This window comes from Streptomyces sp. NPDC058650, assembly GCF_042717315.1.
Lineage (GTDB): Bacteria > Actinomycetota > Actinomycetes > Streptomycetales > Streptomycetaceae > Streptomyces.
The window spans coordinates 116,422-142,276 of record NZ_JBHXRL010000018.1; the positions used below are offsets into that span (position 1 = coordinate 116,422).

At 71.3% G+C, this 25,855-nt stretch carries 23 protein-coding genes, 1 tRNA gene and 1 riboswitch; of the genes, 14 read left to right on the top strand and 10 right to left on the bottom strand.

All coding sequences use genetic code 11. The features are described from left to right. The first annotated feature begins 105 nt into the window (after positions 1–105). The 9 genes from ACFWWU_RS27630 (at position 106) to ACFWWU_RS27670 (ending at position 10,761) form a co-directional block, all read left to right on the top strand. On the top strand, positions 106–1,353 hold the full coding sequence (locus ACFWWU_RS27630) for a cytochrome P450 (protein ID WP_384148855.1): 1,248 nt from the start codon (positions 106–108) through the stop codon (positions 1,351–1,353). A 184-nt stretch (positions 1,354–1,537) separates the two neighbouring features. Further along, positions 1,538–2,644, top strand: coding sequence for a transglycosylase family protein (locus ACFWWU_RS27635; RefSeq protein ID WP_384148857.1), 1,107 nt, complete (start codon positions 1,538–1,540; stop codon positions 2,642–2,644). A 214-nt stretch (positions 2,645–2,858) separates the two neighbouring features. Further along, positions 2,859–3,072, top strand: a riboswitch (cyclic di-AMP (ydaO/yuaA leader). Positions 3,073–3,075: 3 nt separating this feature from the next. Beyond that, positions 3,076–3,837 carry a transglycosylase family protein gene (locus ACFWWU_RS27640; protein WP_384148859.1) on the top strand — a complete coding sequence of 254 codons (762 nt, stop codon included), beginning with the start codon at positions 3,076–3,078 and terminating at the stop codon, positions 3,835–3,837. 331 nt (positions 3,838–4,168) lie between these two features. Continuing rightward, positions 4,169–5,455 carry a phosphopyruvate hydratase gene (eno, locus tag ACFWWU_RS27645; protein WP_384148861.1) on the top strand — a complete coding sequence of 429 codons (1,287 nt, stop codon included), beginning with the start codon at positions 4,169–4,171 and terminating at the stop codon, positions 5,453–5,455. A 90-nt stretch (positions 5,456–5,545) separates the two neighbouring features. Then, on the top strand, positions 5,546–6,016 hold the full coding sequence (locus ACFWWU_RS27650) for a septum formation initiator family protein (RefSeq protein WP_384148863.1): 471 nt from the start codon (positions 5,546–5,548) through the stop codon (positions 6,014–6,016). A gap of 22 nt (positions 6,017–6,038) precedes the next feature. Beyond that, positions 6,039–6,593 carry a DUF501 domain-containing protein gene (locus tag ACFWWU_RS27655; RefSeq protein ID WP_384148865.1) on the top strand — a complete coding sequence of 185 codons (555 nt, stop codon included), beginning with the start codon at positions 6,039–6,041 and terminating at the stop codon, positions 6,591–6,593. Then, a complete protein-coding gene (locus ACFWWU_RS27660) occupies positions 6,590–7,504 on the top strand; it encodes an exopolyphosphatase (protein WP_384148867.1) in 915 nt (304 codons plus the stop codon). The genes ACFWWU_RS27655 and ACFWWU_RS27660 overlap by 4 nt, the downstream gene beginning before the upstream one ends. Positions 7,505–7,884: 380 nt before the next feature. Next, positions 7,885–9,264, top strand: a complete 1,380-nt coding sequence (locus ACFWWU_RS27665; protein ID WP_317596010.1) for an NAD(P)/FAD-dependent oxidoreductase — start codon at positions 7,885–7,887, stop codon at positions 9,262–9,264. 171 nt (positions 9,265–9,435) lie between these two features. After that, positions 9,436–10,761, top strand: coding sequence for a class I SAM-dependent methyltransferase (locus ACFWWU_RS27670; protein ID WP_384148869.1), 1,326 nt, complete (start codon positions 9,436–9,438; stop codon positions 10,759–10,761). 78 nt (positions 10,762–10,839) lie between these two features. Here ACFWWU_RS27670 and ACFWWU_RS27675 read toward each other — a convergent pair whose 3' ends face one another. Together ACFWWU_RS27675 and ACFWWU_RS27680 are read right to left on the bottom strand one after the other, a co-directional pair. Continuing rightward, on the bottom strand, positions 10,840–13,371 hold the full coding sequence (locus ACFWWU_RS27675) for an ABC transporter permease (protein ID WP_384148871.1): 2,532 nt from the start codon (positions 13,369–13,371) through the stop codon (positions 10,840–10,842). Between the two features lie 112 nt (positions 13,372–13,483). Then, entirely contained in the window at positions 13,484–14,254 is a 771-nt protein-coding gene (locus ACFWWU_RS27680; RefSeq protein WP_317596006.1) for an ABC transporter ATP-binding protein, read from the bottom strand. Positions 14,255–14,634: 380 nt separating this feature from the next. Here ACFWWU_RS27680 and ACFWWU_RS27685 point away from each other — a divergent pair. The 3 genes from ACFWWU_RS27685 (at position 14,635) to ACFWWU_RS27695 (ending at position 16,531) form a co-directional block, all read left to right on the top strand. Next, positions 14,635–14,721 (top strand) — tRNA-Leu (locus ACFWWU_RS27685). A 305-nt stretch (positions 14,722–15,026) separates the two neighbouring features. After that, complete coding sequence (locus ACFWWU_RS27690) at positions 15,027–15,926, top strand: Bax inhibitor-1/YccA family protein (protein ID WP_384148873.1); 900 nt, start codon at positions 15,027–15,029, stop codon at positions 15,924–15,926. Between the two features lie 275 nt (positions 15,927–16,201). After that, positions 16,202–16,531 carry a hypothetical protein gene (locus ACFWWU_RS27695; RefSeq protein ID WP_384148875.1) on the top strand — a complete coding sequence of 110 codons (330 nt, stop codon included), beginning with the start codon at positions 16,202–16,204 and terminating at the stop codon, positions 16,529–16,531. Positions 16,532–16,695: 164 nt separating this feature from the next. Here ACFWWU_RS27695 and ACFWWU_RS27700 read toward each other — a convergent pair whose 3' ends face one another. From ACFWWU_RS27700 to ACFWWU_RS27710, 3 genes are all read right to left on the bottom strand, one after another. After that, entirely contained in the window at positions 16,696–17,586 is an 891-nt protein-coding gene (locus tag ACFWWU_RS27700; protein WP_384148877.1) for a hypothetical protein, read from the bottom strand. Positions 17,587–17,951: 365 nt separating this feature from the next. Further along, positions 17,952–19,172: an acetyl-CoA C-acetyltransferase gene (locus tag ACFWWU_RS27705; protein WP_384148879.1), complete on the bottom strand. Its 1,221-nt coding sequence runs from the start codon at positions 19,170–19,172 to the stop codon at positions 17,952–17,954. Between the two features lie 204 nt (positions 19,173–19,376). Continuing rightward, a complete protein-coding gene (locus ACFWWU_RS27710) occupies positions 19,377–20,360 on the bottom strand; it encodes an SGNH/GDSL hydrolase family protein (RefSeq protein WP_384148960.1) in 984 nt (327 codons plus the stop codon). 137 nt (positions 20,361–20,497) lie between these two features. Here ACFWWU_RS27710 and ACFWWU_RS27715 point away from each other — a divergent pair, with 137 nt between their 5' ends. Next, complete coding sequence (locus ACFWWU_RS27715) at positions 20,498–21,886, top strand: cystathionine beta-synthase (protein ID WP_384148881.1); 1,389 nt, start codon at positions 20,498–20,500, stop codon at positions 21,884–21,886. 346 nt (positions 21,887–22,232) lie between these two features. Beyond that, entirely contained in the window at positions 22,233–23,081 is an 849-nt protein-coding gene (locus ACFWWU_RS27720) for a MurR/RpiR family transcriptional regulator (protein ID WP_384148882.1), read from the top strand. A gap of 15 nt (positions 23,082–23,096) precedes the next feature. Here the strand turns inward: ACFWWU_RS27720 and ACFWWU_RS27725 are convergent, their stop codons facing one another. The 5 genes from ACFWWU_RS27725 to ACFWWU_RS27745 form a co-directional block, all read right to left on the bottom strand. Continuing rightward, positions 23,097–23,468, bottom strand: coding sequence for a hypothetical protein (locus ACFWWU_RS27725; RefSeq protein ID WP_384148884.1), 372 nt, complete (start codon positions 23,466–23,468; stop codon positions 23,097–23,099). A gap of 62 nt (positions 23,469–23,530) precedes the next feature. Then, the gene (locus ACFWWU_RS27730; protein ID WP_384148886.1) at positions 23,531–23,923 is read right to left on the bottom strand and encodes a roadblock/LC7 domain-containing protein; all 393 of its coding nucleotides are present in this window, start codon (positions 23,921–23,923) and stop codon (positions 23,531–23,533) included. A 41-nt stretch (positions 23,924–23,964) separates the two neighbouring features. Continuing rightward, complete coding sequence (locus ACFWWU_RS27735) at positions 23,965–24,768, bottom strand: transcriptional regulator (protein ID WP_384148888.1); 804 nt, start codon at positions 24,766–24,768, stop codon at positions 23,965–23,967. Beyond that, positions 24,765–25,172: a hypothetical protein gene (locus tag ACFWWU_RS27740; RefSeq protein ID WP_384148890.1), complete on the bottom strand. Its 408-nt coding sequence runs from the start codon at positions 25,170–25,172 to the stop codon at positions 24,765–24,767. Before ACFWWU_RS27740 ends, ACFWWU_RS27735 begins: the two co-directional genes overlap by 4 nt. A 140-nt stretch (positions 25,173–25,312) precedes the next feature. Then, positions 25,313–25,789, bottom strand: a complete 477-nt coding sequence (locus ACFWWU_RS27745; protein WP_384148892.1) for an SRPBCC domain-containing protein — start codon at positions 25,787–25,789, stop codon at positions 25,313–25,315. Between the last annotated feature and the right edge of the window lie 66 nt (positions 25,790–25,855).

Genomic DNA, 25,855 nt, shown 5'->3' on the forward strand with positions numbered 1-25,855 from the left:
CGTGGCCCGCCGCCGTCGCCCCGCCGTCGCCCCGCCCGCGCCGCCTCGTTCGTGCCCCGCCCGTGCCCCGTCCGTGCCGTCGGCACCTCCCTGTACGGTCGGGGAGTGAGTACCAGCCCCGCCCCCGAGCTCTTCACCTGGGAGTTCGCCAGCGATCCCTACCCCGCCTATGCCTGGCTGCGGGAGCACGCGCCCGTGCACCGCACCAAGCTGCCCAGCGGCGTCGAGGCCTGGCTCGTGACCCGGTACGCGGACGCCCGGCAGGCCCTCGCCGACCAGCGTCTCTCCAAGAACCCGGCGCACCACGACGAGTCCCCGCACGCGAAGGGGAAGACGGGCATCCCGGGCGAGCGCAAGGCCGAGCTGATGACGCATCTGCTCAACATCGACCCGCCGGACCACACCCGGCTGCGGCGGCTCGTCTCGAAGGCCTTCACGCCGCGCCGGGTCGCGGAGTTCGCGCCGCGCGTGCAGGAGCTGACCGACCGGCTCATGGACGACTTCGTGGAGAAGGGGAGCGCCGACCTCATCCACGAGTTCGCGTTCCCGCTCCCCATCTACGCGATCTGCGACCTGCTCGGCGTGCCCCCGGAGGACCAGGACGACTTCCGGGACTGGGCCGGGATGATGATCCGGCACGGCGGCGGGCCGCGCGGCGGGGTCGCCCGGTCGGTGAAGAAGATGCGCGGCTACCTCGCGGAGCTGATCCACCGCAAGCGCGAGGAGCCCGGCGAGGACCTCATCTCGGGGCTCATCAGGGCCTCCGACCACGGCGAGCACCTCACCGAGAACGAGGCCGCCGCCATGGCGTTCATCATTCTCTTCGCCGGTTTCGAGACGACCGTGAACCTCATCGGCAACGGCGTCTACCAGTTGCTCCGCCATCCCGAGCAGCGGGAGCGGCTCCAGGCCTCGGTCGCGGCGGGGGAGACCGGGCTCCTGGAGACGGGCGTCGAGGAGCTGCTGCGGTACGACGGGCCGGTGGAGATGGCGACCTGGCGGTACGCGACGCAGGCGCTGACCGTCGGCGGGCAGGAGATCCCGGCGGGCGACCCGGTGCTCGTGGTCCTCGCCGCCGCCAACCGGGACCCGGAGCGGTTCGCGGAGCCGGACACGCTGGACCTGACCCGGCGCGACAACCAGCACCTCGGGTACGGGCACGGCATCCACTACTGCCTGGGGGCGCCGCTCGCCCGCCTGGAGGGGCAGGCCGCGCTGGCCACCCTCCTGACGCGCCTGCCCGATCTGCGACTTGCGGCCGATCCGGCCGAACTGCGGTGGCGCGGAGGGCTCATCATGCGGGGATTGCGCACGCTTCCGGTGGATTTCACCCCTTCCGTACGCCTCCTGTGAAGTGACGGACCATCAGAAATGTGATCTTCACGTGATCGGGGGGCCATCGACTTGTGACGAGCGTTCGAATGCCGCTACGTTTCCCGGCAGTCTCAGCCGTCACGCGAAAGGCCTCCCTATGCGCTCCGGGAACGGACGACACCGTCGCCCCCGTCAGGCCCCCGCCATCGTCGTCGCCGCGGGAGTGACCGGATCCGCCCTGGCACTGCCGCTGCTCGCCAGTGGCTCCGCCTCCGCCGCCGACGCGGCGACCTGGGACCGGGTCGCCGAGTGCGAGTCCGGCGGCCAGTGGAGTGCCAACTTCGGCAACGGCATGTACGGCGGCCTCCAGTTCACCCAGGACAGCTGGGAGCGGAACGGCGGCCTCGCGTACGCCCCCAGCCCCGACCTGGCCAGCCGCGCCCAGCAGATCGCGATCGCCGACAAGGCGCTCGCCGCCGGCGGCACCGACTGGGCCACCTGCGCGCCCATCGCCGGTCTGACGAACGACGGCAAGGTCACCGGGGTCAACCCCGGGCCCACCGCCGCCACGAAGACGCCCACGGGACCCGTCGCGGAGTCGAACCGGACCGCGGGCGTCCCGGTCACGCCCTCGGAGACCGCCGCTGCCGAGAAGTCCGCGGAGGAGTCCGGCCCCGCCACCGAGGGCGCCGAGCCGCCCCGTACCGCGTCGAAGGCCCCCGCCGCGCCCACCACGCCCGTCAGCCCCACCGCCCCCGTCAGCCCCACCGCGCCGGTCAGTCCGACCGCGCCGGCGACGGCGGCCACCACTCCGGCCGCGCCGGGTACGGCGACCACGCCGGGCACCTCGACCGCGCCGGGCACCTCGACCGCGCCGGGCACCTCGACCACCCCCGCGGCGCCCGACGCGTCCCTGACGCCCGTATCGCCCGTATCGCCCGAGGTGCCGAAGGGTGACGCCTCGTCGGCCACTCCCGGCACCGGCAAGCACCGGGGCGGGGCAGCCCCGGAGGAAACCGGCAAGACGGACACCTCCGTCGAATCCGGCAGACATGCTTCATCGACGGACAACCTGGCGGAAAGTCCTACCGTCCTGCCGGTCACTGACGAGGCGAAGAATTCGGACGCAACGGACAGTCAGGACACTTCGGATGCCTACACCGTGCGGCCCGGCGACAATCTGTCCGAGATTGCACAGGAGAACGAACTCCCCGGAGGGTGGAACGCCCTCTATGACGCCAACCGCGGGACCGTGGGCATCGATCCGGACCTCATCGTCCCTGGTCAGAGCCTCGACCTGACGATCGGTTCGGAAGAGAAGGCGGAGTAGTTCCGGGTCATATGTCCGGTTCTGGGCAAGTGAGACATGGGTCTCTTCGCCTCAACTGGCGTGTCACGTCCGCGAACTTTGCCCCCGTCACCTCCCACCTGCGCAAACGCCCTCCATCGAAGGGCAAGTAGGGGCGATATTTCCGCAATACGCCTCTTTGAACTTCCGGTGGGTCTGTGTCTACGGTCGTAACCGCTCGCCACCGCGGGCCCCGTCGACCGAAACGCCGAATCCTGCCGTCGGCCGATGGGAACGTCGCGTAAGCGCCGTAGGCAGGAGCGGGGGACCCAAGGTAAGTGCCGACCCCGGCCGTTGAGACAGACGGCCGACGATCGGCTAGGGGTTAAGTCGCGTGCTAGGACACGCGGCCGGACAACTCATTGGTCCGAACCCGACAGCTCACCTCGTAGGCGTCGGTGAGGAGAATCTCCATGCTGTTTTCCGGCAAGGGCAAACACCGTCGTCCCTCCAAGGCCACCCAGGTCGTCACGCTCGTCGGTGTCACCGGTGTCGCCGTCGCCGCCCCGCTGATGACCGCGGGCACCGCCTCGGCCGCCACGTCCTCCGAGTGGGACCGCGTCGCCCAGTGCGAGTCCGGCGGCAACTGGTCCATCAACACCGGCAACGGGTACTACGGCGGCCTGCAGTTCTCCGCCTCCACCTGGGCCGCGTACGGCGGCACCGCCTACGCCTCGACCGCCAACCAGGCGTCGAAGTCCCAGCAGATCGCCATCGCCGAGAAGGTCCTCGCGGGCCAGGGCAAGGGCGCCTGGCCGTCCTGTGGCGTGGGCCTCTCCGGCGCCTCGTACGACGGTGGCTCCGCAGAGAGCGCGCCGCAGCAGCAGGCCGCGCCGAAGCAGGAGACCCAGCAGCCGCAGCGCAGCACCCAGCCCTCGCAGCAGCGCTCGACCGAGCAGCCGACCACCCGCAGCGAGCAGCGCCAGGCCCCGAAGCAGGCCACGCAGCAGCAGGCCGCGCCGAAGGCCGCCGCCAAGAAGACGGTCACCACCCCGACCGGCAAGGTGGTCAAGAAGGGTGACGGCGAGTACAAGGTCGTCGCCGGCGACACCCTCAGCAAGATCGCCGAGGCGCACGGCGTCAAGGGCGGCTGGGCCGAGCTCTTCGAGCTGAACGAGGACGTCGTCGACAACGCCGACCTCATCTACGTGGGCCAGCAGCTCCACCTCAAGTGAGCCCGGCGGCTCGGGTGAGTCCGGCGGCTCGCCCGACCCCGACGACCCTCCCGCGGTGACCACCCCGGTCCGGCGCACTCTCCCCCGTGCGCGCCGGACCGGGGTTCCGTGTGTCCGGGGTTCCGAAGCGCCCCTTCGGGGCGACCCGACGGTTACCGCTCAGTAGATCTGGGGCCCTTCGTCCCGAGATGCATGCCCTTGGGTCCTTTTTCGTCCCAGGGGGCGGGCGCACGGCCGACCGGAGCCCCGGAGCCGGTTAGGCTCTTGGCGCAAGGCCAAGCGACCCTGCACCGGCCATGCGTCACATCCAGCGTCACATCCCAAAAAGGAGATGCTCGTGCCGTCCATCGACGTCGTCGTAGCCCGGGAAATCCTGGACTCCCGAGGTAACCCCACGGTCGAGGTCGAGGTCGGCCTCGACGACGGCAGCACCGGTCGTGCTGCTGTTCCGTCCGGTGCGTCCACCGGCGCGTTCGAGGCCATCGAGCTTCGCGACGGTGACCCGAACCGCTACATGGGCAAGGGTGTCGAGAAGGCCGTCCTCGCCGTCATCGAGCAGATCGGCCCGGAGCTCGTCGGCTACGACGCCACCGAGCAGCGCCTGATCGACCAGGCCATGTTCGACCTCGACGCCACCGAGAACAAGGGCTCGCTCGGCGCCAACGCCATCCTCGGCGTCTCCCTCGCCGTCGCGCACGCCGCGTCCGAGGCCTCGGACCTCCCGCTCTTCCGCTACCTCGGCGGCCCGAACGCGCACCTGCTGCCCGTTCCGATGATGAACATCCTCAACGGTGGGTCGCACGCCGACTCCAACGTGGACATCCAGGAGTTCATGATCGCCCCGATCGGCGCGGAGTCCTTCTCCGAGGCCCTTCGCTGGGGTGCGGAGATCTACCACACCCTCAAGGGCGTGCTGAAGCGCAAGGGCCTCTCCACCGGCCTCGGCGACGAGGGCGGCTTCGCCCCGAACCTGGAGTCGAACCGCGCCGCCCTGGACCTCATCATCGAGGCCATCAAGGAGGCCGGCTACACCCCGGGCACCGACGTCGCGCTCGCGCTCGACGTCGCCGCGTCCGAGTTCTACAAGGACGGCACGTACGAGTTCGAGGGCAAGTCCCGCTCGGCCGCCGAGATGACCGAGTACTACGAGGAGCTCGTCTCCGCGTACCCGATGGTCTCCATCGAGGACCCGCTGTACGAGGACGACTGGGCGGGCTGGAAGGTCCTCACCGACAAGCTGGGCGCCAAGGTCCAGATCGTCGGCGACGACCTCTTCGTCACCAACCCGGAGCGCCTCGCCCGCGGCATCGAGGAGGGCACCGCGAACGCCCTCCTGGTCAAGGTCAACCAGATCGGCTCGCTGACCGAGACCCTCGACGCCGTCGAGATGGCCCAGCGCAACGGCTTCAAGTGCATGATGTCCCACCGCTCCGGCGAGACCGAGGACGTCACCATCGCCGACCTCGCGGTCGCGGTGAACTGTGGTCAGATCAAGACCGGCGCCCCGGCCCGCTCGGACCGCGTCGCCAAGTACAACCAGCTCCTGCGCATCGAGGAGATCCTCGACGACGCCGCGGTCTACGCCGGCCGCAGCGCCTTCCCGCGCTTCAAGGGCTGAACCTCTCCGTAGTGCAGCTTCCGTTCGTCCCCGTACTCGGTCCCGTACCGTGTGCGGGGACGTACGCATGAACAGGGGAGGCGACACGACATGGCCGCGAAGGACCGGGACCGGTTCTCGACCGCGACCCGGATCAGGCTGCTCGGCGAGCAGACCGCCGCCCGTGTCTACCGCTCCCAGACCCGCCGCCAGGCCCGCCGCTCCCGGCTCACCGGCCGCGCGGCCTTCCTCGCCCTCGTCGTCTGCTCCCTCGTCGTGGCCCTCGCCTACCCGATGCGGAGCTACGTCTCCCAGCAGGGCGAGATCGCCGACCAGGAGCGCCGCGCGGCCGAGGCGGCCCGGCGGGTCGAGGAGCTGCGGGACGAGAAGGCCCGCCTCCAGGACCCGGCCTACGTCCGCCGCCTCGCCCGCGAGCACCTGCACTACATGCTGCCCGGCGAGACCGGCTTCACCGTGAACGACCCCGACGCGGAGCAGCGGCCCCGCGCCGACCAGGGAACGGCGGACCGCCCCTGGTACGACAACCTCTGGGACGGCGTCGACCACGCCGACCGCCCGTAACGACCTGACGATCAAGGCAGACATGGAAACGCCCCCTCCGCAGACCGAACGCACCGAGCCCACCGAGGCGGACATCGCCGCCTTCGAGCTCCAGCTCGGCCGGCCGCCCCGCGGCCTGCGCGCCATCGCGCACCGCTGCCCGTGCGGGCAGCCGGACGTCGTCGAGACCGCGCCCCGGCTCCCCGACGGCACGCCGTTCCCGACGACGTACTACCTGACCTGCCCCCGGGCGGCCTCGGCCATCGGCACCCTCGAGGCCAACGGGGTCATGAAGGAGATGCAGGCCCGGCTCGCCACGGACCCGGAGCTCGCCGCCGCCTACCGCGCCGCGCACGAGGACTACCTCGCCCGCCGTGACGCGATCGAGGTCCTGGAGGGCTTCCCGAGCGCCGGCGGCATGCCGGACCGCGTCAAGTGCCTGCACGTCCTCGTCGGCCACTCGCTGGTCGCGGGCCCGGGTGTCAACCCGTTCGGCGACGAGGCCCTCGCGATGCTGCCGGAGTGGTGGGCGAAGGGCCCCTGCGTCACCCCGTGCGCGGACAAGGACGCCGACAAGGAAGAGGGGAAGGGCGAGTGACCCGGGTCGCCGGAATCGACTGCGGGACGAACTCGATCCGCCTCCTCGTCGCCGACGTCCACCCGGGAACGGGTGACCTCGTCGAGCTGGACCGGCGGATGACGATCGTCCGGCTCGGGCAGGGCGTCGACAAGACGGGCCGGCTCGCGCCCGAGGCGCTGGAGCGGACCTTCGCGGCCTGCCGCGAGTACGCGGCGGTCATCGAGGAGCTGGGCGCCGAGAAGCTCCGCTTCGTCGCCACCTCCGCCTCGCGGGACGCCGAGAACCGCGAGGAGTTCGTGAACGGGGTCGTGGAGATCCTGGGCGTCGAGCCCGAGGTGATCACCGGCGACCAGGAGGCGGCGTTCTCCTTCACCGGCGCCACCGGCGAGCTGCACGGCACGGAGACGTACCTCGTCGTGGACATCGGCGGCGGCTCGACCGAGTTCGTCACCGGTAACCGGCACGTCGAGGCCGCCCGCTCCGTCGACATCGGCTGCGTCCGGCTGACCGAGCGGCACGTCCGCCACGACCCGCCGACCGCGGAGGAGGTCGCCGCGATCCGCGCCGACGTCCGCGCCGCGCTCGACCTGGCCGCGGAGACCGTGCCGATCGGCACGGCGGAGACCCTCGTCGGACTCGCCGGCTCGGTCACCACCGTCGCCGCGATCGCCCTCGGGCTCTCGGAGTACGACTCCGAGAAGATCCACCACTCCCGGATCTCCGCCGCGCAGGTCGCCGAGGTGACCGACCGGCTCCTCGCCTCCACGCACGACGAGCGGGCCGCGATCCCCGTCATCCACCCGGGACGGGTCGACGTGATCATCGCCGGGGCGCTCGTCCTGAGGGAGATCGTGGAGCGCGTCGGAGCGAGCGAGGTCGTCGTCAGCGAGCACGACATCCTCGATGGGATCGCCCTATCCGTGGCATAGCGGGCATCTATCGAGCCCCCTGACGACACACCGTCGGGAAAGTTCGTGAAGTTCTTCACAAGGAAAAGGGCCCTGATGGCGCCCGAAGAGGGTCCGAAGGGGGTCTTTGGGCCCTCCGAGGGGCGTCTCAGGGCCCTTTCGCAGGCGCGGAGGCCACTTCGCTCGTTGTTTCCATCGCGTGAACGCACCCGGTGGTTCAGCGTTAACGAGGCCTCTCCGGGCCTGTTCACGAGGGGTGAACAACGTTCACCCCCGCACCCCGGTTCCTTTGCACCGTCATGACATGGATCACGTGGGCGGCGGAGTGTAGCAGAGGTACGCCAGGACCTTGTGAAGGGGCGCACGAGCAACCCCCCAGGGCTGGGTGGATACTCGATCTCATGAGCACCACGGAGCGTCCCAGGATCCTCGTAGTAGGCGGCGGGTACGTAGGCCTGTACGCAGCTCGGCGCATCCTCAAGAAGATGCGCTACGCGGAAGCGACCGTCACGGTCGTCGACCCGCGGTCGTACATGACCTACCAGCCCTTCCTGCCCGAAGCCGCCGCCGGCAGCATCTCGCCGAGGCACGTCGTCGTCCCGCTGCGACGCGTCCTCCCCAAGGCCGAGGTGCTCACCGGTCGGGTCACCACCATCGATCAGGACCGCAAGGTCGCCACCGTCGCGCCGCTCGTCGGCGAGGCGTACGAGCTGCCTTTCGACTACCTCGTCATCGCGATGGGCGCGGTCTCCCGCACCTTCCCGATCCCCGGCCTCGCCGAGCAGGGCATCGGCATGAAGGGCATCGAGGAGGCCATCGGCCTGCGCAACCACGTCCTCGAGCAGCTCGACAAGGCCGACTCGACCACCGACGAGGAGGTCCGCCGCAAGGCGCTGACCTTCGTCTTCGTGGGCGGCGGCTTCGCCGGCGCGGAGACCATCGGCGAGGTCGAGGACCTGGCCCGTGACGCGTCGAAGTACTACCAGAACGTCAAGCGCGAGGACATGCGCTTCGTCCTGGTCGACGCGGCCGACAAGATCCTCCCCGAGGTGGGCCCCAAGCTCGGCCAGTACGGCAAGGAGCACCTCGAGGGCCGCGGTATCGAGATCTACCTCGAGACCTCGATGGACTCCTGCGTCGACGGTCACGTCGTGCTGAAGAACGGCCTCGAGGTCGACTCCAACACGATCGTGTGGACCGCCGGCGTGAAGCCGAACCCGGCGCTCTCCCGCTTCGGTCTGCCGCTCGGCCCCCGCGGCCACGTGGACTGCAACGAGAAGCTCCAGATCAACGGCCTCGACTACGCGTGGGCCGCGGGCGACAACGCCCAGGTGCCGGACATGGTCGGCCGCAAGGCCGGCAACCCGAACGCCTGGTGCCCGCCGAACGCCCAGCACGCGCTGCGTCAGGCGAAGGTCCTCGGCGACAACGTGGTGGCCGGCATGCGCGGCTTCCCGCAGGCCGACTACAGCCACGCCAACAAGGGCGCCGTGGCCGGCCTCGGCCTCCACAAGGGCGTCGCGATGATCGTCATGGGCAAGGTGAAGATCAAGCTCAAGGGCCGTCTCGCCTGGTACATGCACCGCGGCTACCACGGCATGGCCATGCCGACCTGGAACCGCAAGATCCGCGTCTTCGCGGACTGGACCCTCGCGATGTTCCTCAAGCGCGAGGTCGTCTCGCTCGGCGCCATCGAGACGCCGCGCGAGGAGTTCTACGAGGCCGCCAAGCCCGCCCCCGCCCCGGCCGCGCCGGCGCAGGAGAAGGCCAAGGCCTCCTAGGGCACCGCAGTACACGCAACACCCCGAAAGGGCCGTCCGCCATCCGTGGTGCGGACGGCCCTTCGCGTGTCTTGCCGAGTCGTTTCGCTGCGCCGGGATGGGAAACACCTACGCAGGGTGTTCCCTTGGTGACGAGCATTTCTGGGGCACGAGATCACGGAGGTGTGCAGAATGGCCGACGCCGCGTCACGGCTGACGACTCTCGCCGAGGAACTCCTCGGAGGACCGCTCCCGGTCCGTCTGCGAGCCTGGGACGGCAGCGAAGCCGCGCCCCCCGGCGTGGGAGCGGCAGCCCCCGTCCTGATCGTCCGTGACCGCCGCGCCCTGCGGAGAATGATCTGGAAGCCCGGCGAACTGGGCCTGGCCCGCGCCTGGGTGGCCGGGGAGCTCGACGTCGAGGGAGACCTGTACGAGGTCCTGGACCGGATCTCGGGCCTCCTCTGGGAGCGCCCCGAGGACACCAGGAGCCGCCTCACGGCCCTGCGCGACTCCGTACGCGACCCGAAGCTCCGCGCCGCCGCCCGCGCCCTGCTGCGGCTCGCCGGGCCGTTCCCGCCCCCGCCGCCGCCCGCCGAGGAGATGCACGGCCGCAGCGGCCGCAGCCACAGCAGGCGCCGCGACAAGCAGGCGATCAGTCACCACTACGACGTGGGCAACGACTTCTACGAGATCGTCCTCGGCCCGTCCATGGTCTACTCCTGCGCCTACTGGACGGAGGACGGCACCCTGGAGGACGCCCAGCGCGACAAGCTGGACCTCATCGCCCGCAAGCTGAACCTCACGGAGGGCGACCGGCTCCTCGACGTGGGGTGCGGCTGGGGCTCCATGGCCCTGCACGCCGCCCGCGAGTACGGCGCCCGGGTCGTCGGCATCACCCTCTCGCGCGAGCAGGCCGCCTACGCCCGCAAGCGCGTCGCGGACGAGGGCCTCACCGACCTCGTGGAGATCCGCGTCCAGGACTACCGGGACGTCGCGGACGGCCCGTACGACGCGATCTCCTCGATCGGCATGGCCGAGCACGTCGGGGCCGTGAAGTACCGGGAGTACGCCGACACGCTGTACCACCTCCTCAAGCCCGGCGGACGGCTCCTCAACCACCAGATCTCCCGCCGCCCCGAGCCCGACGAGGAGGCCTACGAGATCGACCCGTTCATCGACGCGTACGTCTTCCCGGACGGCGAGCTCGCCCCCATGGGCCGGACGCTGTCCACTCTGGAGGACGCCGGCTTCGAGGTCCGCGACGTCGAGGCGATCCGCGAGCACTACGCGCTCACCCTGCGCCGGTGGGTGGCCAACCTGGAGCGGGACTGGGACCGGGCGGTCCGGCTCACCTCGCCCGGCCGGGCCAGGATCTGGCGGCTCTACATGGCGGCCTCCGCCGTCTCCTTCGAACGCAACCGGATCGGCGTGAACCAGTTCCTCGCCGTGAAGACCCCGCTGTCGGGGAAGAGCGGGACGGCGCTGCGGCCGCGCGTCTGGAACGAGAAGACGGACTGAACACGCTGAAGGGCCGGTCTCCCCGTGGCGGGGAGACCGGCCCTTCGTACGCACTGCTTCCGCTACTCGACTACTCGGCTACTCGGCCTTGATGGCCGAGAGCATGTTCAGCCGCGCGGCGCTCCGGGCCGGCCACAGGGAGGCGAGGACGCCGACCAGGGCGGCCAGGACCAGGAAGATCCCGATCCGGTCCCAGGGCAGGACCAGGGAGTAGCCCGGCAGGCTGTCGGCGAAGGTCTCGCCGATGGCCCAGCCGAGGAACGCGCCCAGGCCGATGCCGACGACCGCGCCGAACACCGAGATGACCACGGCCTCCAGACGGACCATCCGCTTCACGCGGCGCCGGTCGAGACCGATCGCCCGCAGCATGCCGATCTCCTGCTGACGCTCGAAGACGGACATCGCGAGGGTGTTGACGACGCCGAGGATGGCGATGAGCAGGGCCATCGCGAGCAGGCCGTAGACGATGTTCAGGAGCAGGTTGATCTGCCCGCCGAAGGTGTCGCGGATGTCCTTCTCGTCCATGATGCTGATGGCCGGGTTGTCGCCGAGCGCCTTCGCCAGCGCCTTCTCGTTGGCGGCGGACGGGCCGCCGTCCGTCTTCACGAAGATCTGCGGCGTGTAGGCCCGCTGCTCGTGCGCGTCGATGGTCTTGTGGTCGATCAGGACCGGCGAGACGAACTCGCTGTCCTTGTAGACCGCGCCGATCGTGAGCTTGGCCTTGGCCTTGTCGAGGTACTCGACCGGGACGGTGTCGCCGACCTTCAGGCCGCGCTTCGTCGCGGTCTTCTCCGCGACGGCGATCTTGCCGTCCTTGAGGGAGCCGAGCGAGCCGGTCACGACGTCGAGCTTGAGGACCTTCTCGACGTCGCCGGGGGTGACGCCGGAGGCCGAGGCGTAGTCGCCCTTGATCTTCAGAGCGCCGGCCTGCTGGGGGGAGACCGCCGTGACGCCCGCGGCCTTCTCCAGGGCGGTCAGCGCCTCCTGGCTCAGGCTGTCGCCGCTCGCCATGGTGATCATGTAGTCGGCCTTGATCTGGTCGACCGTCATCTTGTCGAGCGCCGTGCCGACGGTCGCGCCGAGCACCGAGAGGCCGGTGACCAGGGTCAGGCCGATGGCGAGCGCGGAGGCGGTGGCGCCGGTACGGCGCGGGTTGCGGACCGCGTTGAGGCCGGCGAGCTTGCCGGAGACCCCGAAGACGCTCACGAAGAGCGGGCGGATCAGCGCGATCACGGGCCGGGACAGGAACGGGATCAGCACGATGACACCGATGAGGGTGACGAACGCGCCGCCCGCGATGAGCATGCGGCCCTCGTCGCCGCCCTGGCCGGCGCCGAGCACGATCAGGACGACACCGAGCGCGGTGAGCGCGGCGCCGATGGAGTTCCGCACGACGAGCGACTTGCCGCTGGGGGTGGAGTGGACGCTGCTCATGGCGGCGACCGGCGGGATCTTCGCGGCGCGGCGGCCCGGCAGCCAGGCGGCGAGCATCGTGATGAGGACGCCGACGCCGAAGGCGGCGAGGACGGGGGTGGCTTCGAGGACGAGCGGGCCGCCCGGCACCTTCAGGTCGAAGGCGCTCATGGCCGAGCGGAGACCGGCGGCGAGACCGACGCCCAGGGCGTAGCCGACGGCCGAGGCGACGAGACCGACGAGACCGGCCTCGGCGAGGACGGAGCGGGTGATCTGCTTGCGCGAGGCGCCGACCGCGCGCATCAGCGCCAGTTCCTTGGTGCGCTGCGCGACGAGCATGGTGAAGGTGTTGGAGATCAGGAAGACGCCGACGAAGAGGGCGATGCCCGCGAAGCCGAGCAGGACCTGGTTGAGGTTGCCGAGGCCGGCCTCGATGTCCTTGGCCTGCTGGTCGGCGAGGGCCGCGCCGGTCTGGGCCGTGGCGGACTTCGGGACGACCTTCAGGACCTCGGTGAGGACCTTGTCCGCGTCGGTGCCGGGGGCGGCGGTGACGGTCAGGTCCCGGAAGAACCCGGGCTTCAGGTAGAGCTTCTGGGCGACGGGGGTGTCGAAGAGGATGAGGCTGCCGCCCGCGTTGACGGCGCCGTCCTCGGTCGTGAAGACACCGGAGAGGGTGTACTCCTTGACCGGGCCGTTGGTGGCGACGCGGACGCTGTCGCCGACCTTGTAGCCGCCCTTGTCGGCGGTGTCCTTGTCCAGGGCGATCTGACCGGCCTCGACCGGCCCGTCGCCCGCGGTGAAGGCGTACGCGCGGTCCTTGCCGTCCTTGCCGGGCGCGAAGTTGGTGCCCTTGTTGGACCAGCCGACGCCGATCAGCTTGCCGTCCTTGTCGGGGACACCGGCGAAGCCGTCGACGCGGGCGGAGACGGAGGCGACGCCGTCGAGCTTCCCGACGCGGTCGACGACCGCCTGCGACAGGCCGGGGGTCTTCTGGGCCTCCTCGTCGCTCGGGTACATCTCGACGGCGACGGCGACGTCGTCGTAGCTCTTCGAGGACTGGCTGCGGAAGGCGCTGGAGAGGGTGTCGGTGAAGACGAGGGTGCCGGAGACGAAGGCCACGCCGAGCATCACGGCGAGGACGGTCATCAGCAGTCTCGCCTTGTGCGCGAGGACGTTGCGCAGGGCGGTACGGAACATGGGTGTGTCCTGAAGGAGGGTGGGGCGGATGGAGGGTCGGAGGTCGCGCGAGGGGGTGTCTTGCCGGTCACGCCGCGAGCCCGGCCCGATCGGCGAGACACCCCCTACGGCGTCAGCTCGTACGGCCCTTGGCGTCGAAGGCCTTCATGCGGTCGAGCACCCCGTCCGCCGTCGGGTGCAGCATCTCGTCGACGATCCGGCCGTCGGCGAGGAAGATCACGCGGTCCGCGTAGGAGGCGGCCACCGGGTCGTGGGTGACCATGACGACGGTCTGGCCCAGCTCGCGGACCGAGTTGCGCAGGAAGCCCAGGACCTCGGCGCCGGAGCGCGAGTCCAGGTTTCCGGTCGGCTCGTCGCCGAAGATGATCTCGGGGCGGGAGGCCAGGGCGCGGGCCACGGCCACGCGCTGCTGCTGGCCGCCGGAGAGCTCGGTGGGGCGGTGGCTGAGCCGGGCGGAGAGGCCGAGCATGTCGATGACCTGCTGGACCCACTGCTTGTCGGCCTTGCGGCCCGCGATGTCCATCGGCAGCGTGATGTTCTCCAGGGCCGTCAGCGTCGGCAGCAGGTTGAAGGCCTGGAAGATGAAGCCGATCTTGTCCCGGCGGAGCTGCGTGAGCTGCTTGTCCTTGAGGGTGGAGAGCTCCGTCTCGCCGATCCGCACCGAGCCGGAGGAGAAGGAGTCCAGGCCGGCGACGCAGTGCATCAGGGTCGACTTGCCGGAGCCGGAGGGGCCCATGATCGCGGTGAACTCGCCCTGCCGGAAGTCGACGGTGACGTGGTCGAGCGCGACCACCTGGGTCTCGCCCTGTCCGTAGACCTTCGAGAGATCCGTGGCGCGGGCGGCCACCGCGGTGGCGCGGGACACGGTGGGGGTGGTGGTCACGAGGGGGGACTCCTGTCACTGCGGGGCTGCTGCGGGAACCCCTCCATCGTGTCGAGCGTTCCGGCCCGGAGCGTCCGTCCACGTGCCCGTTCTCGGGGCAGTCTCGAGTCGGACCGGAGCCTCCGATCCTCCTCCTGAGGTATGACGGCGTCCCTGAGAGGCGGCTTCGAGCCGACGTGACAGACGTGCGACGACTTTTCGTCATTCCGGTGGGCGCGGCTTTGCGCCTGCGACCCCCGTCACAGTTCGGGGAAAAGCCTCTCACCTGCACTGACGCACCCTCAGGCGTCAATAAAATAAGACAACATCGGGCCCATGTTCCGCTGAACGAGGGAAAAGGCCCGGATAGGCTCCTGTGCCAACGCGGAGCTTCGCGCAACGCCCGGATGGTGGAATACGCAGACACGGCGAGCTTAAACCTCGCTGGCCCTCGGGCCGTACCGGTTCAAGTCCGGTTCCGGGCACCACCCCGGGCCGCAGGCGAGTGCCTGGGGCCCGGCGCAGTCCCTCTGTCAGTGCTTGGGCGGCCGGTCGAGCAGCCAGGAGCCGAGCTCCTCGGAGAGCAGGTCTCCCCTCCCGCCGCGGGCGCGATGCCGTCGCGGGAGAAGCGGACCCGAGGTCCGGTGGTCGACCCGCCGCGTCTCCGGCTTCGCCAGGGCGTGCCGGGCGATCAGCGCCGAAAAGATCCTCCCCGAGCACTAGGGAGTTTCTTTTGCCTACGCATTACTCTTGACGCAAGGCCGCGCCGTGCGGTCTGCCATGGAGGAGTGAGATGAGGAGCAGCAACCCGGTCTTCTCGCGACGGGGGTTCAGCCGCGACAACGGCTACGCGGTGAACGCGCAGCAGCCGCAGGCCGGGGGCCCCGCCGTCGGAACCAACCCGTACGCCACCGGCACCCCGTACGCCGAGGGTGCGACGAACCCGTACGCCACCAACCCGTACGCCCCGCAGGACGCCGCGCTCGGCGCCCCGCAGCAGGCCCGCGGCAACGTGATGACGATCGACGACGTCGTGAGCCGTACGGCCATGACGCTCGGCACGGTCGTGCTCACCGCCGTCCTGTCCTGGTTCCTGCTGCCGGTCGACTCGGCCAACCTGGGCAAGTCCTACGGCATCGCCATCGGCGCCGCGCTGATCGCGTTCGTCCTGGCGATGGTGCAGTCCTTCAAGCGCAAGGCGTCGCCCGCGCTGATCCTGGCCTACGCGGCCTTCGAGGGCGTCTTCCTCGGTGTGATCTCGGCCGCCGTCTCGACGTACATCGCCGACGGCGTGGTCATGCAGGCGGTCCTGGGCACGATGGCGGTCTTCGCCGGCGTCCTGATCGCCTACAAGATGGGCTGGATCCGGGTCAACCGACGCTTCTACGGCTTCGTGATGGCCGCCGCCATGGGCTTCATGCTGCTCATGGTGGTCAACCTCCTCTTCGCCGTCTTCGCCGGCGGTGACGGCCTCGGCTTCCGCAGCGGTGGCCTCGGCATCCTCTTCGGTGTCATCGGCGTCATCCTGGGCGCCTGCTTCCTCGCCCTCGACTTCAAGCAGGTCGAGGACGGCGTGAACTACGGCGCGCCGCGCGAGGAGGCCTGGCTGGCCGCCTTCGGTCTCACCATGACCCTGGTGTGGATCTACCTGGAGATGCTGCGTCTGCTGTCGATCCTGCAGGGCGACGACTGACGCCTCCGAGCTCGGGGGAAGGGCCCGTCCGGCTTCGTGCCGGGCGGGCCCTTTCCGCATTCCCGGCTGCTTCTCGGCGGGGTACGCCCGCAGGGCCTTCTTGTGGTCGCGTGAGGGCGGGTGACGTGCGGGGCGACGCCGCCGAGCTCCCCGAAGGCGCTGAGCGGCCCGCACCCCCGGAACCCGGGCTCGGCGACCCCGTGCGCCGGGCGTCGCGCACACGGCGCCGTCGCGGCGCCGCGGGGGCGCTCCCGGGCGGCACGTAGGGTTGCGGGGTGCTTGATACGAGTGAACTGAACGCCGCCGTCGAGCGCTTCGCCGACCGGCTGCGGGCCGCCCCGCAGAGCCGCCTCCAGCGCGGGGCCGCGGCCGAGGGGCTCGCGCTCGCCCGGGAGCTCGCGGTACGCGCCCAGCGCGCCGAGAGCCCGGAGCGGGAGCCGCTGACGATGCCGGACGCGGGGGTCTTCACCGTCGCCGACCAGCTCGTCGTCGCCGGGCACGACCTGGCGGAGATCCTGCGAACGGCCCCGGCCGATTCCTGCGAGGGGGAACTGGGCGAGGCCGTGAGGCTGGTACGGGAGGCGGCGGAGCGCTCGGGGCTCTGAGACGCCGGAACCGGGGGCGACAGCGCCGGGGAGGCCTCTGGGGCGCCGGAGCGGCGGGGAGCCAGGCCTTGCGGCTCGGCTCTCAGGCTCGGGCCTTGCGGTGCGGCGCGTGCCGGCGCTTCGGCGATCGGCGGCCGGAGGCCGCCGCGCGGGAAGAGGAGGGGCTACAGCGAGGCGATGACGCGGTCCGCCAGGATGTAGACGTTCTCGTCGTCGTTGTCGCCGTACGAGAAGGTGAGGGCGAAGGCGCCCGAGACGCCCGATCCGCCGAGCAGCACCGGGGCGCGGCCCGAGCGCAGGGCCTCGGCGAGGCGCTCCGCGGTCTCGCGGTGTCCGGGGGTCATACAGAGCGTCGTGCCGTCCGCGAAGACGTACACGTCCAGGGTGCCGAGCGGGCCGGGGCGCACGTCGGTCAGCGCCGTGCGGGTGTCCGCGAGCTCCTCAAGGCGCGCCACCGTCCGCTCGTGGTCGGTGACGACCGGGGTCTGCACCGGCACGAAGTCCGGGTGCGAGGGGTGGCGGCGGCGGGCCGCGGCCAGCTCCGCGGAGTCCTCGGGGAACTCGTCGAGCGGGTCGGCGAGGTCGGCGAGGCCGTCCAGTCCGCCCAGGCCGTCCGGTCCGCCCACGGCGTCCAGTCCTGCGACGCCGTCCAGCGCGGCGGCCTCCGCCTCCATGGCCTCCAGGGCCATCGCCTCCAGGCCCGCGAAGTCGGCCTGGCGCGGGACGAAGAAGGGGCCGTCCTCGGCCGGGCCGCCGAGCCCGCCGAGCAGGGACGGGGCGTCGGCCGCGTCACGGGCCTCCTGCGCGGCCCAGAAGGCACGGGCCTCCGCGAGCTCGCGCTCGCGCTCCTCGGCCAGCGCTTCGGCGACCGCGGCCCGTATCTCCGCGGCGGGCGTGGCCCTGGCCGCGGGGACCGTGACGCCGCGAGCGGCCGCCAGCTCATTGCGGAGGCCGGTGACCTCCTTGCGGAGACCGTGGACGGCGTGCAGGGCAGCAGCGCCCACGGCCGTGGCAGCGGCCGTGGTCAGCAGCAGGGCAAGAGACATGGCGCTCACTGACGTACTCCCGATTCCGAGTCGATCCCCCGACTTCCTACATCAGCTTGTCCTGAGGTGGTGCCTGCTGTCAGTGCATTACGTCACGAATTGGACAGGTATTTCGGCCGGGTGTTTAGTCCCAAGACGGCTCTGACCTGCGAAAACGAACTCCCCCGGGACGTAGGTCACATCCTGGGGGAGATTCGGTCACGGCTCGGACGCGGAGCGGTTGAGCGCTCCCCGCCCGGGTGATGGCGAGAGCTCGCTTCTCTGGTCGCGCTGGGCCTCGCCACCGCTGCGGGCAGGTGCCGCCTTCGTTCCTCAGGCGACCCCCTACCCTCCGCTACGGCTCAGCTCAGCGGACCCCTACCCTCCGCTACGGCTCAGCTCAGCCGCTCGATGACCATGGCCATGCCCTGGCCGCCGCCGACGCACATGGTCTCCAGGCCGAACTGCTTGTCGTGGAACTGGAGGCTGTTGATGAGGGTGCCGGTGATGCGGGCGCCCGTCATGCCGAAGGGGTGGCCGACGGCGATCGCGCCGCCGTTGACGTTCACCTTGTCCAGGTCCAGGCCCAGGTCCTGGTAGGACGGGATGACCTGGGCGGCGAAGGCCTCGTTGATCTCGGCCAGGTCGATGTCGCCGATGGTCAGGCCGGCGCGCTTGAGGGCCTGCTTCGACGCCTCGACCGGGCCGAGGCCCATGATCTCGGGGGAGAGGCCGGAGACGCCGGTGGAGACGATGCGGGCGAGCGGGGTCAGACCGAGCTCGCGGGCCTTCGTGTCCGACATGATCACGAGCGCGGCGGCGCCGTCGTTCAGCGGGCAGCAGTTGGCGGCGGTGACCAGGCCGTCGGGGCGGAAGACCGGCTTGAGGCCCTGCACGCCCTCCAGGGTGACGCCGGCGCGCGGGCCGTCGTCGCCGGAGACGACGGTGCCGTCCGGCAGCGTCACGGGGGTGATCTCGCGCTCCCAGAAGCCGTTCTTGATGGCCTGCTCGGCGAGGTTCTGCGACCGTACGCCGAACTCGTCCATCTCCTGGCGGCTGATGCCCTTCCAGCGGGCCAGGTTCTCGGCGGTCTGGCCCATCGTGATGTACGCGTCCGGGACGATGCCGTCCTCGCGCGGGTCGTGCCACGCGGAGCCCTCGGAGGCGGCGACCTCGGCGGTGCGGGCCTCGGCCTCGGCGAAGAACGGGTTGTGCGTGTCGGGCAGCGAGTCCGAGTTCCCCTTCACGAAGCGGGACACCATCTCGACACCGGCCGAGATGAAGACGTCGCCCTCGCCGGCCTTGATGGCGTGCAGCGCCATGCGGGAGGTCTGGAGCGAGGAGGAGCAGTAGCGGGTGACCGTGCAGCCCGGCAGGTGGTCCATGCCCATCTGCACGGCGACGATCCGGCCCAGGTTGTTGCCCTGCTCGCCGCCGGGCAGACCGCAGCCCAGCATCAGGTCGTCGATGTCGCGGGGGTCGAGCTCGGGCACCTTGGCCAGGGCGGCCTGGATGATGGTCGCGGTGAGGTCGTCCGGCCGCAGATCCTTGAGGGAGCCCTTGAAGGCCCGTCCGATGGGCGAGCGGGCGGTCGAGACGATCACGGCTTCGGGCATCACGGCTCCATGAGGGTGCGGAGTGAGCGGACTGAAAGGGAAGTTACCCGTACGTACCGCATGCGGTCACCGGCCCGGACGTGTGACGCGGACCTCTTTTCTAAGCGTACGCTCAGTCGGCAACCCCCCGCCGCGTGGGCAATCGTCCCGCTGGGCTGGGCTGGGCTGGGCTGGGCTGGGCTGGCTGGGCTGGACCGGGGTGGGTCACGTCTGGGCGTCCTCCGGGGCCGGGGTCTCCGTATCGACCGGGAGCCGTCGCCGGCGGCGGTGCTTCAGCAGTGCCCACGGCGCCCGCGCGCCCGTGACCTCCGTGCCGGCCTCCTTCGCCGCCTCGGCCGCCGCCTTCGCCACCGGCAGGATGTTCTCCCGCCGCGCCGGCTCCAGCCGGTCGGTTTCCGGCCACACGCCGAGCGACGCGCACAGCGTCGGCAGTACCGCCATCGCCGCCGTCGCGTACCCCTCCGCCGACGGGTGGAAGTTGTCCACCCCGAACATCTCGCGCGGATTCGCCGCGAACTCGGGGCCGAGCAGATCGCCCAGCGACACCGTCCGCGCCCCCTGCTCCACCACCACGATCGTCTGCGCCGCCGCCAGCTGCCGCGAGGCCCGCCGGGCCAGCCAGCGCAGCGGCTGGTAGACCGGCTCGATCGTCCCCAGGTCGGGGCAGGTCCCGACCACCACCTCGGCGCCCGCCGTCCGCAGCCGCCGCACCGCCGCCGCGAGGTGCCGCACCGACTCCGTGGGCGGCATCCGGTGCGTCACGTCGTTCGCGCCGATCATGATCACGCAGACGTCGGGCGCCCCCACCGGCTGGGCGAGGAGAAGCGACACCTGGCGCTCCAGGTCGTCCGAGCGCGCTCCCGACAGCGCCGCGTTCCGCAGGACCACCGGCCGCTCCGCCACCGCCGCGAGCCCCGAGGCGAGCAGCGCGCCCGGCGTCTGCCCCGCGCGGCGCACCCCCTGACCCGCCGCCGTGGAATCACCCAGAAGGGCCAGTCGCAGGGGTCTCTCCGTACCGAAGGAACGGCCGTAGAGGCCGTCCGACACCGGCGGCAGGGGCGCCGTCCCGTTCCCCACCGATCTCTTCGCCAGCTGCATCTCGGTCAGCAGGAGCCCGACCGCGGCCACGCCGAGGAGGCCGATGCTCCCGCCGCCGTAGGCCGCACCCGCCGCGATCCGCCGTGCCACCCTCGCCCTCGACATCGGGGCCGTCACCTCCTTCGAACCGTTCGGGGTCTTCAAGCCGTTCAGGGTCTAACTGCCCCGTAAGCCGCTCCGACTACGCATACGCTGGCCACACCATTACGGAGACCCCGGAGATTACGGTGCAATTCCACGACTCGATGATCAGCCTCGTCGGCAACACCCCGCTGGTGAAGCTCAACAACGTCACGGCGGGTATCCAGGCAACCGTCCTGGCCAAGGTCGAGTACTTCAACCCGGGCGGCTCGGTCAAGGACCGCATCGCCCTCCGCATGATCGAGGCGGCCGAGCAGAGCGGCGAGCTCAAGCCCGGCGGCACCATCGTCGAGCCCACGTCCGGGAACACCGGCGTCGGCCTCGCGATCGTGGCCCAGACGAAGGGCTACAAGTGCATCTTCGTCTGCCCCGACAAGGTGTCCCTCGACAAGATCAACGTCCTGCGGGCGTACGGCGCCGAGGTCGTCGTCTGCCCCACCGCCGTGGATCCCGAGCACCCGGACTCGTACTACAACGTCTCGGACCGGCTCGTCCGTGAGACGCCCGGTGCCTGGAAGCCCGACCAGTACTCCAACCCGAACAACCCCCGCTCCCACTACGAGACCACCGGTCCCGAGCTCTGGGAGCAGACGGACGGGAAGATCACCCACTTCGTGGCGGGCGTCGGTACCGGCGGCACCATCTCCGGCACCGGCAACTACCTCAAGGAGGCCAGCGGCGGCTCCGTCAAGGTCATCGGCGCCGACCCCGAGGGCTCCGTCTACTCCGGCGGCTCCGGCCGTCCGTACCTGGTCGAGGGCGTCGGTGAGGACTTCTGGCCGACCGCGTACGACCGGAACGTCACGGACCGGATCGTCGCCGTGTCCGACAAGGACTCGTTCCAGATGACCCGCCGCCTCGCCAAGGAGGAGGGCCTGCTCGTCGGCGGCTCCTGCGGCATGGCCGTCGTCGCGGCCCTGGAGGTCGCCAAGGAGCTCGGGCCCGACGACGTCGTCGTCGTGCTGCTGCCGGACTCCGGCCGCGGCTACATGTCCAAGATCTTCAGCGACGAGTGGATGGCCGACTACGGCTTCCTGGAGGACACCTCCACCGCCACCGTCGCCGACGTCCTGCGCCACAAGGAGGGCGTCATGCCCTCGCTCGTCCACATGCACCCGGACGAGACCGTCGGCCAGGCCATCGAGGTGCTGCGCGAGTACGGCGTCTCCCAGATGCCCATCGTCAAGCCCGGCGCCGGCCACCCCGACGTGATGGCCGCCGAGGTCGTCGGCTCGGTCGTCGAGCGCGAGCTCCTCGACGCGCTCTTCACGAAGCGCGCCTCCCTGGAGGACTCGCTGGAGAGCCACATGAGCCCGCCGCTGCCGCAGGTCGGCTCCGGCGAGCCCGTCGCCGACCTGATGTCCGTCCTCGGCGAGGCCGCCGACGCGGCGATCGTCCTGGTCGAGGGCAAGCCGACCGGTGTCGTCAGCCGCCAGGACCTGCTGGCCTTCCTGGCCAACGGCGGCGCGAAGTAGTCCGAGCGACGGGCGGTGCGGGGTGCGTGGAGTCGTTCGTACAACTGGTACGAGGGCGACACGTACCCGCAGCACCCGCTTAACACGCGTCCGGCACATTGGTGGTCGTCGGCGTCACGGACTTCCGGAGCGGCTCCCGGGCCTCCACAGACGCCGCGGACGCGGAGACCGGCCCTGACCCGGGCCCGTGTCCCACGCGGGGACCGCCGTCGTCCCGCCCCCCTTCACCGGGGGTGCGGCGGTCCCCGCGTCACTCTTCCCTTCCCTCACCCGTTCCCCTCCCGTCACCCCGCTGCATATCCTTATGCAGAGTTGTTCGTGGATGAATAGGCGGAAGGGGGACGGCATGAGCGACAGCCCGGCCGGACGGCTGCAGGCGCTCTTCGAGGGGCACCGGCTGACGCCGACGCAGCGGCGCATCGCGCACTGCATGGTGCGGCGCGCCGCCGACGTGCCGTTCCTGTCCAGCGTCGAGCTCGCCGAGCTCGCCGGGGTCAGCCAGCCCTCCGTCACCCGCTTCGCCGTCGCCCTCGGCTTCGACGGGTACCCGGCGCTCCGCCGCCATCTGCGGGAGGTCGCGCCCCCGGAGCCCGGCGCCGCCGCGGAGAAGGCCGGCGAGGGCCACAACGAGTACCAGCAGGCCGTGCTCGCCGAGATCGAGAACCTCCGGCACCTGGCCGGGCTGCTCGCCGACCCGAAGCCCGTCGAGCGGGCCGGCCGGCTCCTCGCCTCCTCCCGCCCGCTGCTCGTCCTCGGCCTGCGGGCCGCCTCCTCGCAGGCGCGCGGCTTCGCCTACTTCGCCGCCAAGGTGCACCCCGACGTCCGGCTCCTCGACGAGGGCGGCTCGATGCTCACGGACCGCGTCGACGCGGCCGTACGGGCCGGGGCGACGGCGCTGCTCTGCTTCGCCCTGCCCCGGCACCCCCGGGAGGTCGTCGAGGCCCTGGAGTACGCGCGGGCGGCCGGGCTCACGGTCGTGGCCGTCGCCGACTCGGCGTTCGCGCCCGTCGCCGCCCACAGCGACCTGCTGATCCCGGCCGCCGTCGGCACCGGGCTCGCCTTCGACACGGCCTGCGCGCCGATGATGCTCGGCCGGGTCCTGCTGGAGGCCATGGCGGACGAACTCCCGGACGCGCAGGCGCGCCTGGAGGAGTTCGACACGAAGGCGGCCGCGCGGGGTCTGTTCGTCGAGTGAGGGGTCCGGGTCCGGTCAGACCTGGAGCTCGGTCGCGATCTTCTTGAGGTGGTGGCGGGCCATCGCGAGGTTCGCGCGCTCCTTGTCCAGGGCCAGGTACAGGAACAGGCCGTTCGCGCCCTGGCTCCTGAGCAGCCGGATCAGGTGGTACTGCCGGCCGAGGGTGATCAGGATGTCCTCGATCTCGTCGCCGAGGCCGAGCATCTCCATCGCCCGGACCTTGGCCCGGACCACGTCGGTGTTGCCCGCCGCGGCCACGTTCAGGTCGAGCTCCTTGCCGCCGCCGATGGTGCCGAGCGCCATGCCGCTCGTGTAGTCGACGAGCGCCGCGCCGATGGCGCCGTCGATCGCGGCGGCTTCCTTGAGGGAGGTCTCGGTGTTCGCCATGGTGTCGCACTTCCTTTTCGTGTTCTTCTGCGTGCTCTTCTTGGGCTTCTTCGGACTTCGGGTCAGGCCGGGTCCTTGCGCTCCAGCGCCCCGTCGACGAGTTCGCCTATCCGGGCGCTGGACCTGCGGGCCTCCAGATGGAGCCGTCCCACGTTGATCCGGGGCTCCGCGAGCAGGGTCAGGACGGCCGCGCCGCCGGCCGCGTACGTCGCCACGTAACCGCTCTCGCCGCGGACGAGGAGCTCGCGGAAGCGGCCCTGGCCCGTGCAGTCGGTCAGCCGCCGGCCGACGCCGAGCGCCGCCGCCGTCAGCGCGGCCACGCTCTCCGCCTCGCCGTCGACGGTGTCGTGGGCGAGGACGAGGCCGTCGGCGCTGGCCGCGAGGGCTCCGGTCAGCTGGGGCAGCCGGGCCCGCAGCCGTCTGAGTTCGCCGAGGACCTCTGTTTCCGCAGTCATGAGCTGTCTCCTCTCGGCGCGCAGGCGCAGGGCACGTCTCATCACAGATGTGCCTCCAGGGCGTCACGGAGCCGGCGCAGCAGGGCGATGTCGGGGTCGGCCACCTGCGGGGCCGCCAGGAGCGGTTGCGGGGGCGGTACGGGGTCGGGGCCGGGGTCCGGCGGGGTCTCGACGAGTCCGGCCGCGGCGAGCCGCCGGACGTCGAGGAGCGTGTGGAAGGCGGGGCGGCCGAGCAGCCGGGCGAGCTCCGCCGGGGTCCGCTCCCCGTCGGCGAGGGTGAGCAGGGCGCGCTGCCGGGCCCCGACGGTCTGGCCGGGGGCGGCGGGACGCGGCACGACCGGGGCGCTGTCGACGGAGGCGTACGGCCAGACGGCGTCGAGGAGTTCACGGCGGCGTACGGTCTCGCGCTCGACGGCCTCGGCGGAGACCGGCCGCACCGTCCCGAACCAGTGCCCGACCCCGTACCGGAAGCGGGTCGGTCCGCTGGTGGGGGAGAGGGCGAAGAAGGCCGCGTCGAAGACGGCGCCGAGGTGGCAGATCTCCAGCTCGCCGTCGCGCAGCCGGCCGCTGTCGACGAGGAAGCGGCCGACGGCGCGGTGGGCGCCGGCCCGGTCGACGGCCTCGTCCCAGCCCTCGCGGGGCAGGCGCCCGCCGGTGGTCAGGAGGACGTCGACGCCGGGGGCGGCGGGGCTCTCGGCGTGCACGACGCGGCCGTCGACGAGGTAGAGCGTGCCGTGGTCGCGCAGCAGCGCGCCGGTGGCCTTCTCGGCGGCGAGCCGGACCAGCATCGGGGAGACGGGGGGTGCGGGCGGCGTGGCGGCCGGGGCGGTGACGCCGGGACTCATCCGAGGACCAGCCTCTCGGCGAGGTCGCGGAGGCGTATGCGGGCGAGGGCGAGGTTGCCGGTGTCGCGGTCGAGCCAGAGGTGGAGGAAGACGCTGCTGTCGAAGGAGGTCTCGACGAAGCGGAGGACGTGGTAGCCGACGCGGGTGGTGACGATCAGGTCCTCGACGGGCGGGCCGGGCGGGGGTGCCGCTTCTCCCGGCGGCTCCCCCGTCGCCGCGAAGGAGTCGAACTCGGCTGCCGCACGAGCGAGTTCGGCGGTCTCGGCGGCCGTGGTCTCGTGGTCTCCGGTGGGGGACTCGCCCGCCGTCCCGAGCGCGAGCCCGCTGGTCCAGTCGACCAGGGAGGCTCCGCGAGCGCCTGGCAGGGCCATGGCCTCCAGCAGGCACTCGTCGATTCCGGGCACGCGGATTCCCCTCCCGATACGGCGCGCGAACGAACGTCGGTGACGGTGACGTTACTGAACGTTCCGGCCTGCGGGGGGTGTTCTGGCATTTTCCATCGGAACATGCCGGACGGTGGCGGGAATTGACCGATCCGTTTGCGTCAGGCGCGGGACTCCACGGCGTTCGCGATGTCGGACAGGTCCTTCGCGAGCGCCTTGGCGACGGCCTTCGCGCCGAAGCGGGCGAGCAGCCGGGTGACGAATCCCGGCGTGCGGTCGCTCGCCGGCCGGGCCGAGAAGGTCATCCGCAGGGTCGTGCCGTCGCCGTCGGCCTTGAGGGTGAGCTCGGAGACGTAGTGCATGCCGTGGGAGTCGGCGACCGTGACGTACCGGTCGGGCGGCACGCACTCGGTCACGGTCATCTCCTCCGTGGCCTCCTTGCCCAGCATCCGTCGCGTCTCGCGCCAGCGCGTGCCCACGCCGAAGCCGCCTTCGGTGAGCACCTCGACCTTCTCGACGCCCGAGAGGACGCGGGGCATGTCCCGCAGGTCGGTGATCGCCTCCCAGACGCGCCCGGGGGAGGCGGCGACCCGGCGCTCGACGACGACGGAGGTGGTGTCCGAACCCGTTCCAGTCATGCCCTCATCGAAGCCGGGGCGCCGCGTCCGCGCTACCCGACGGGCCCGGCCGCGCTACCCGACGGG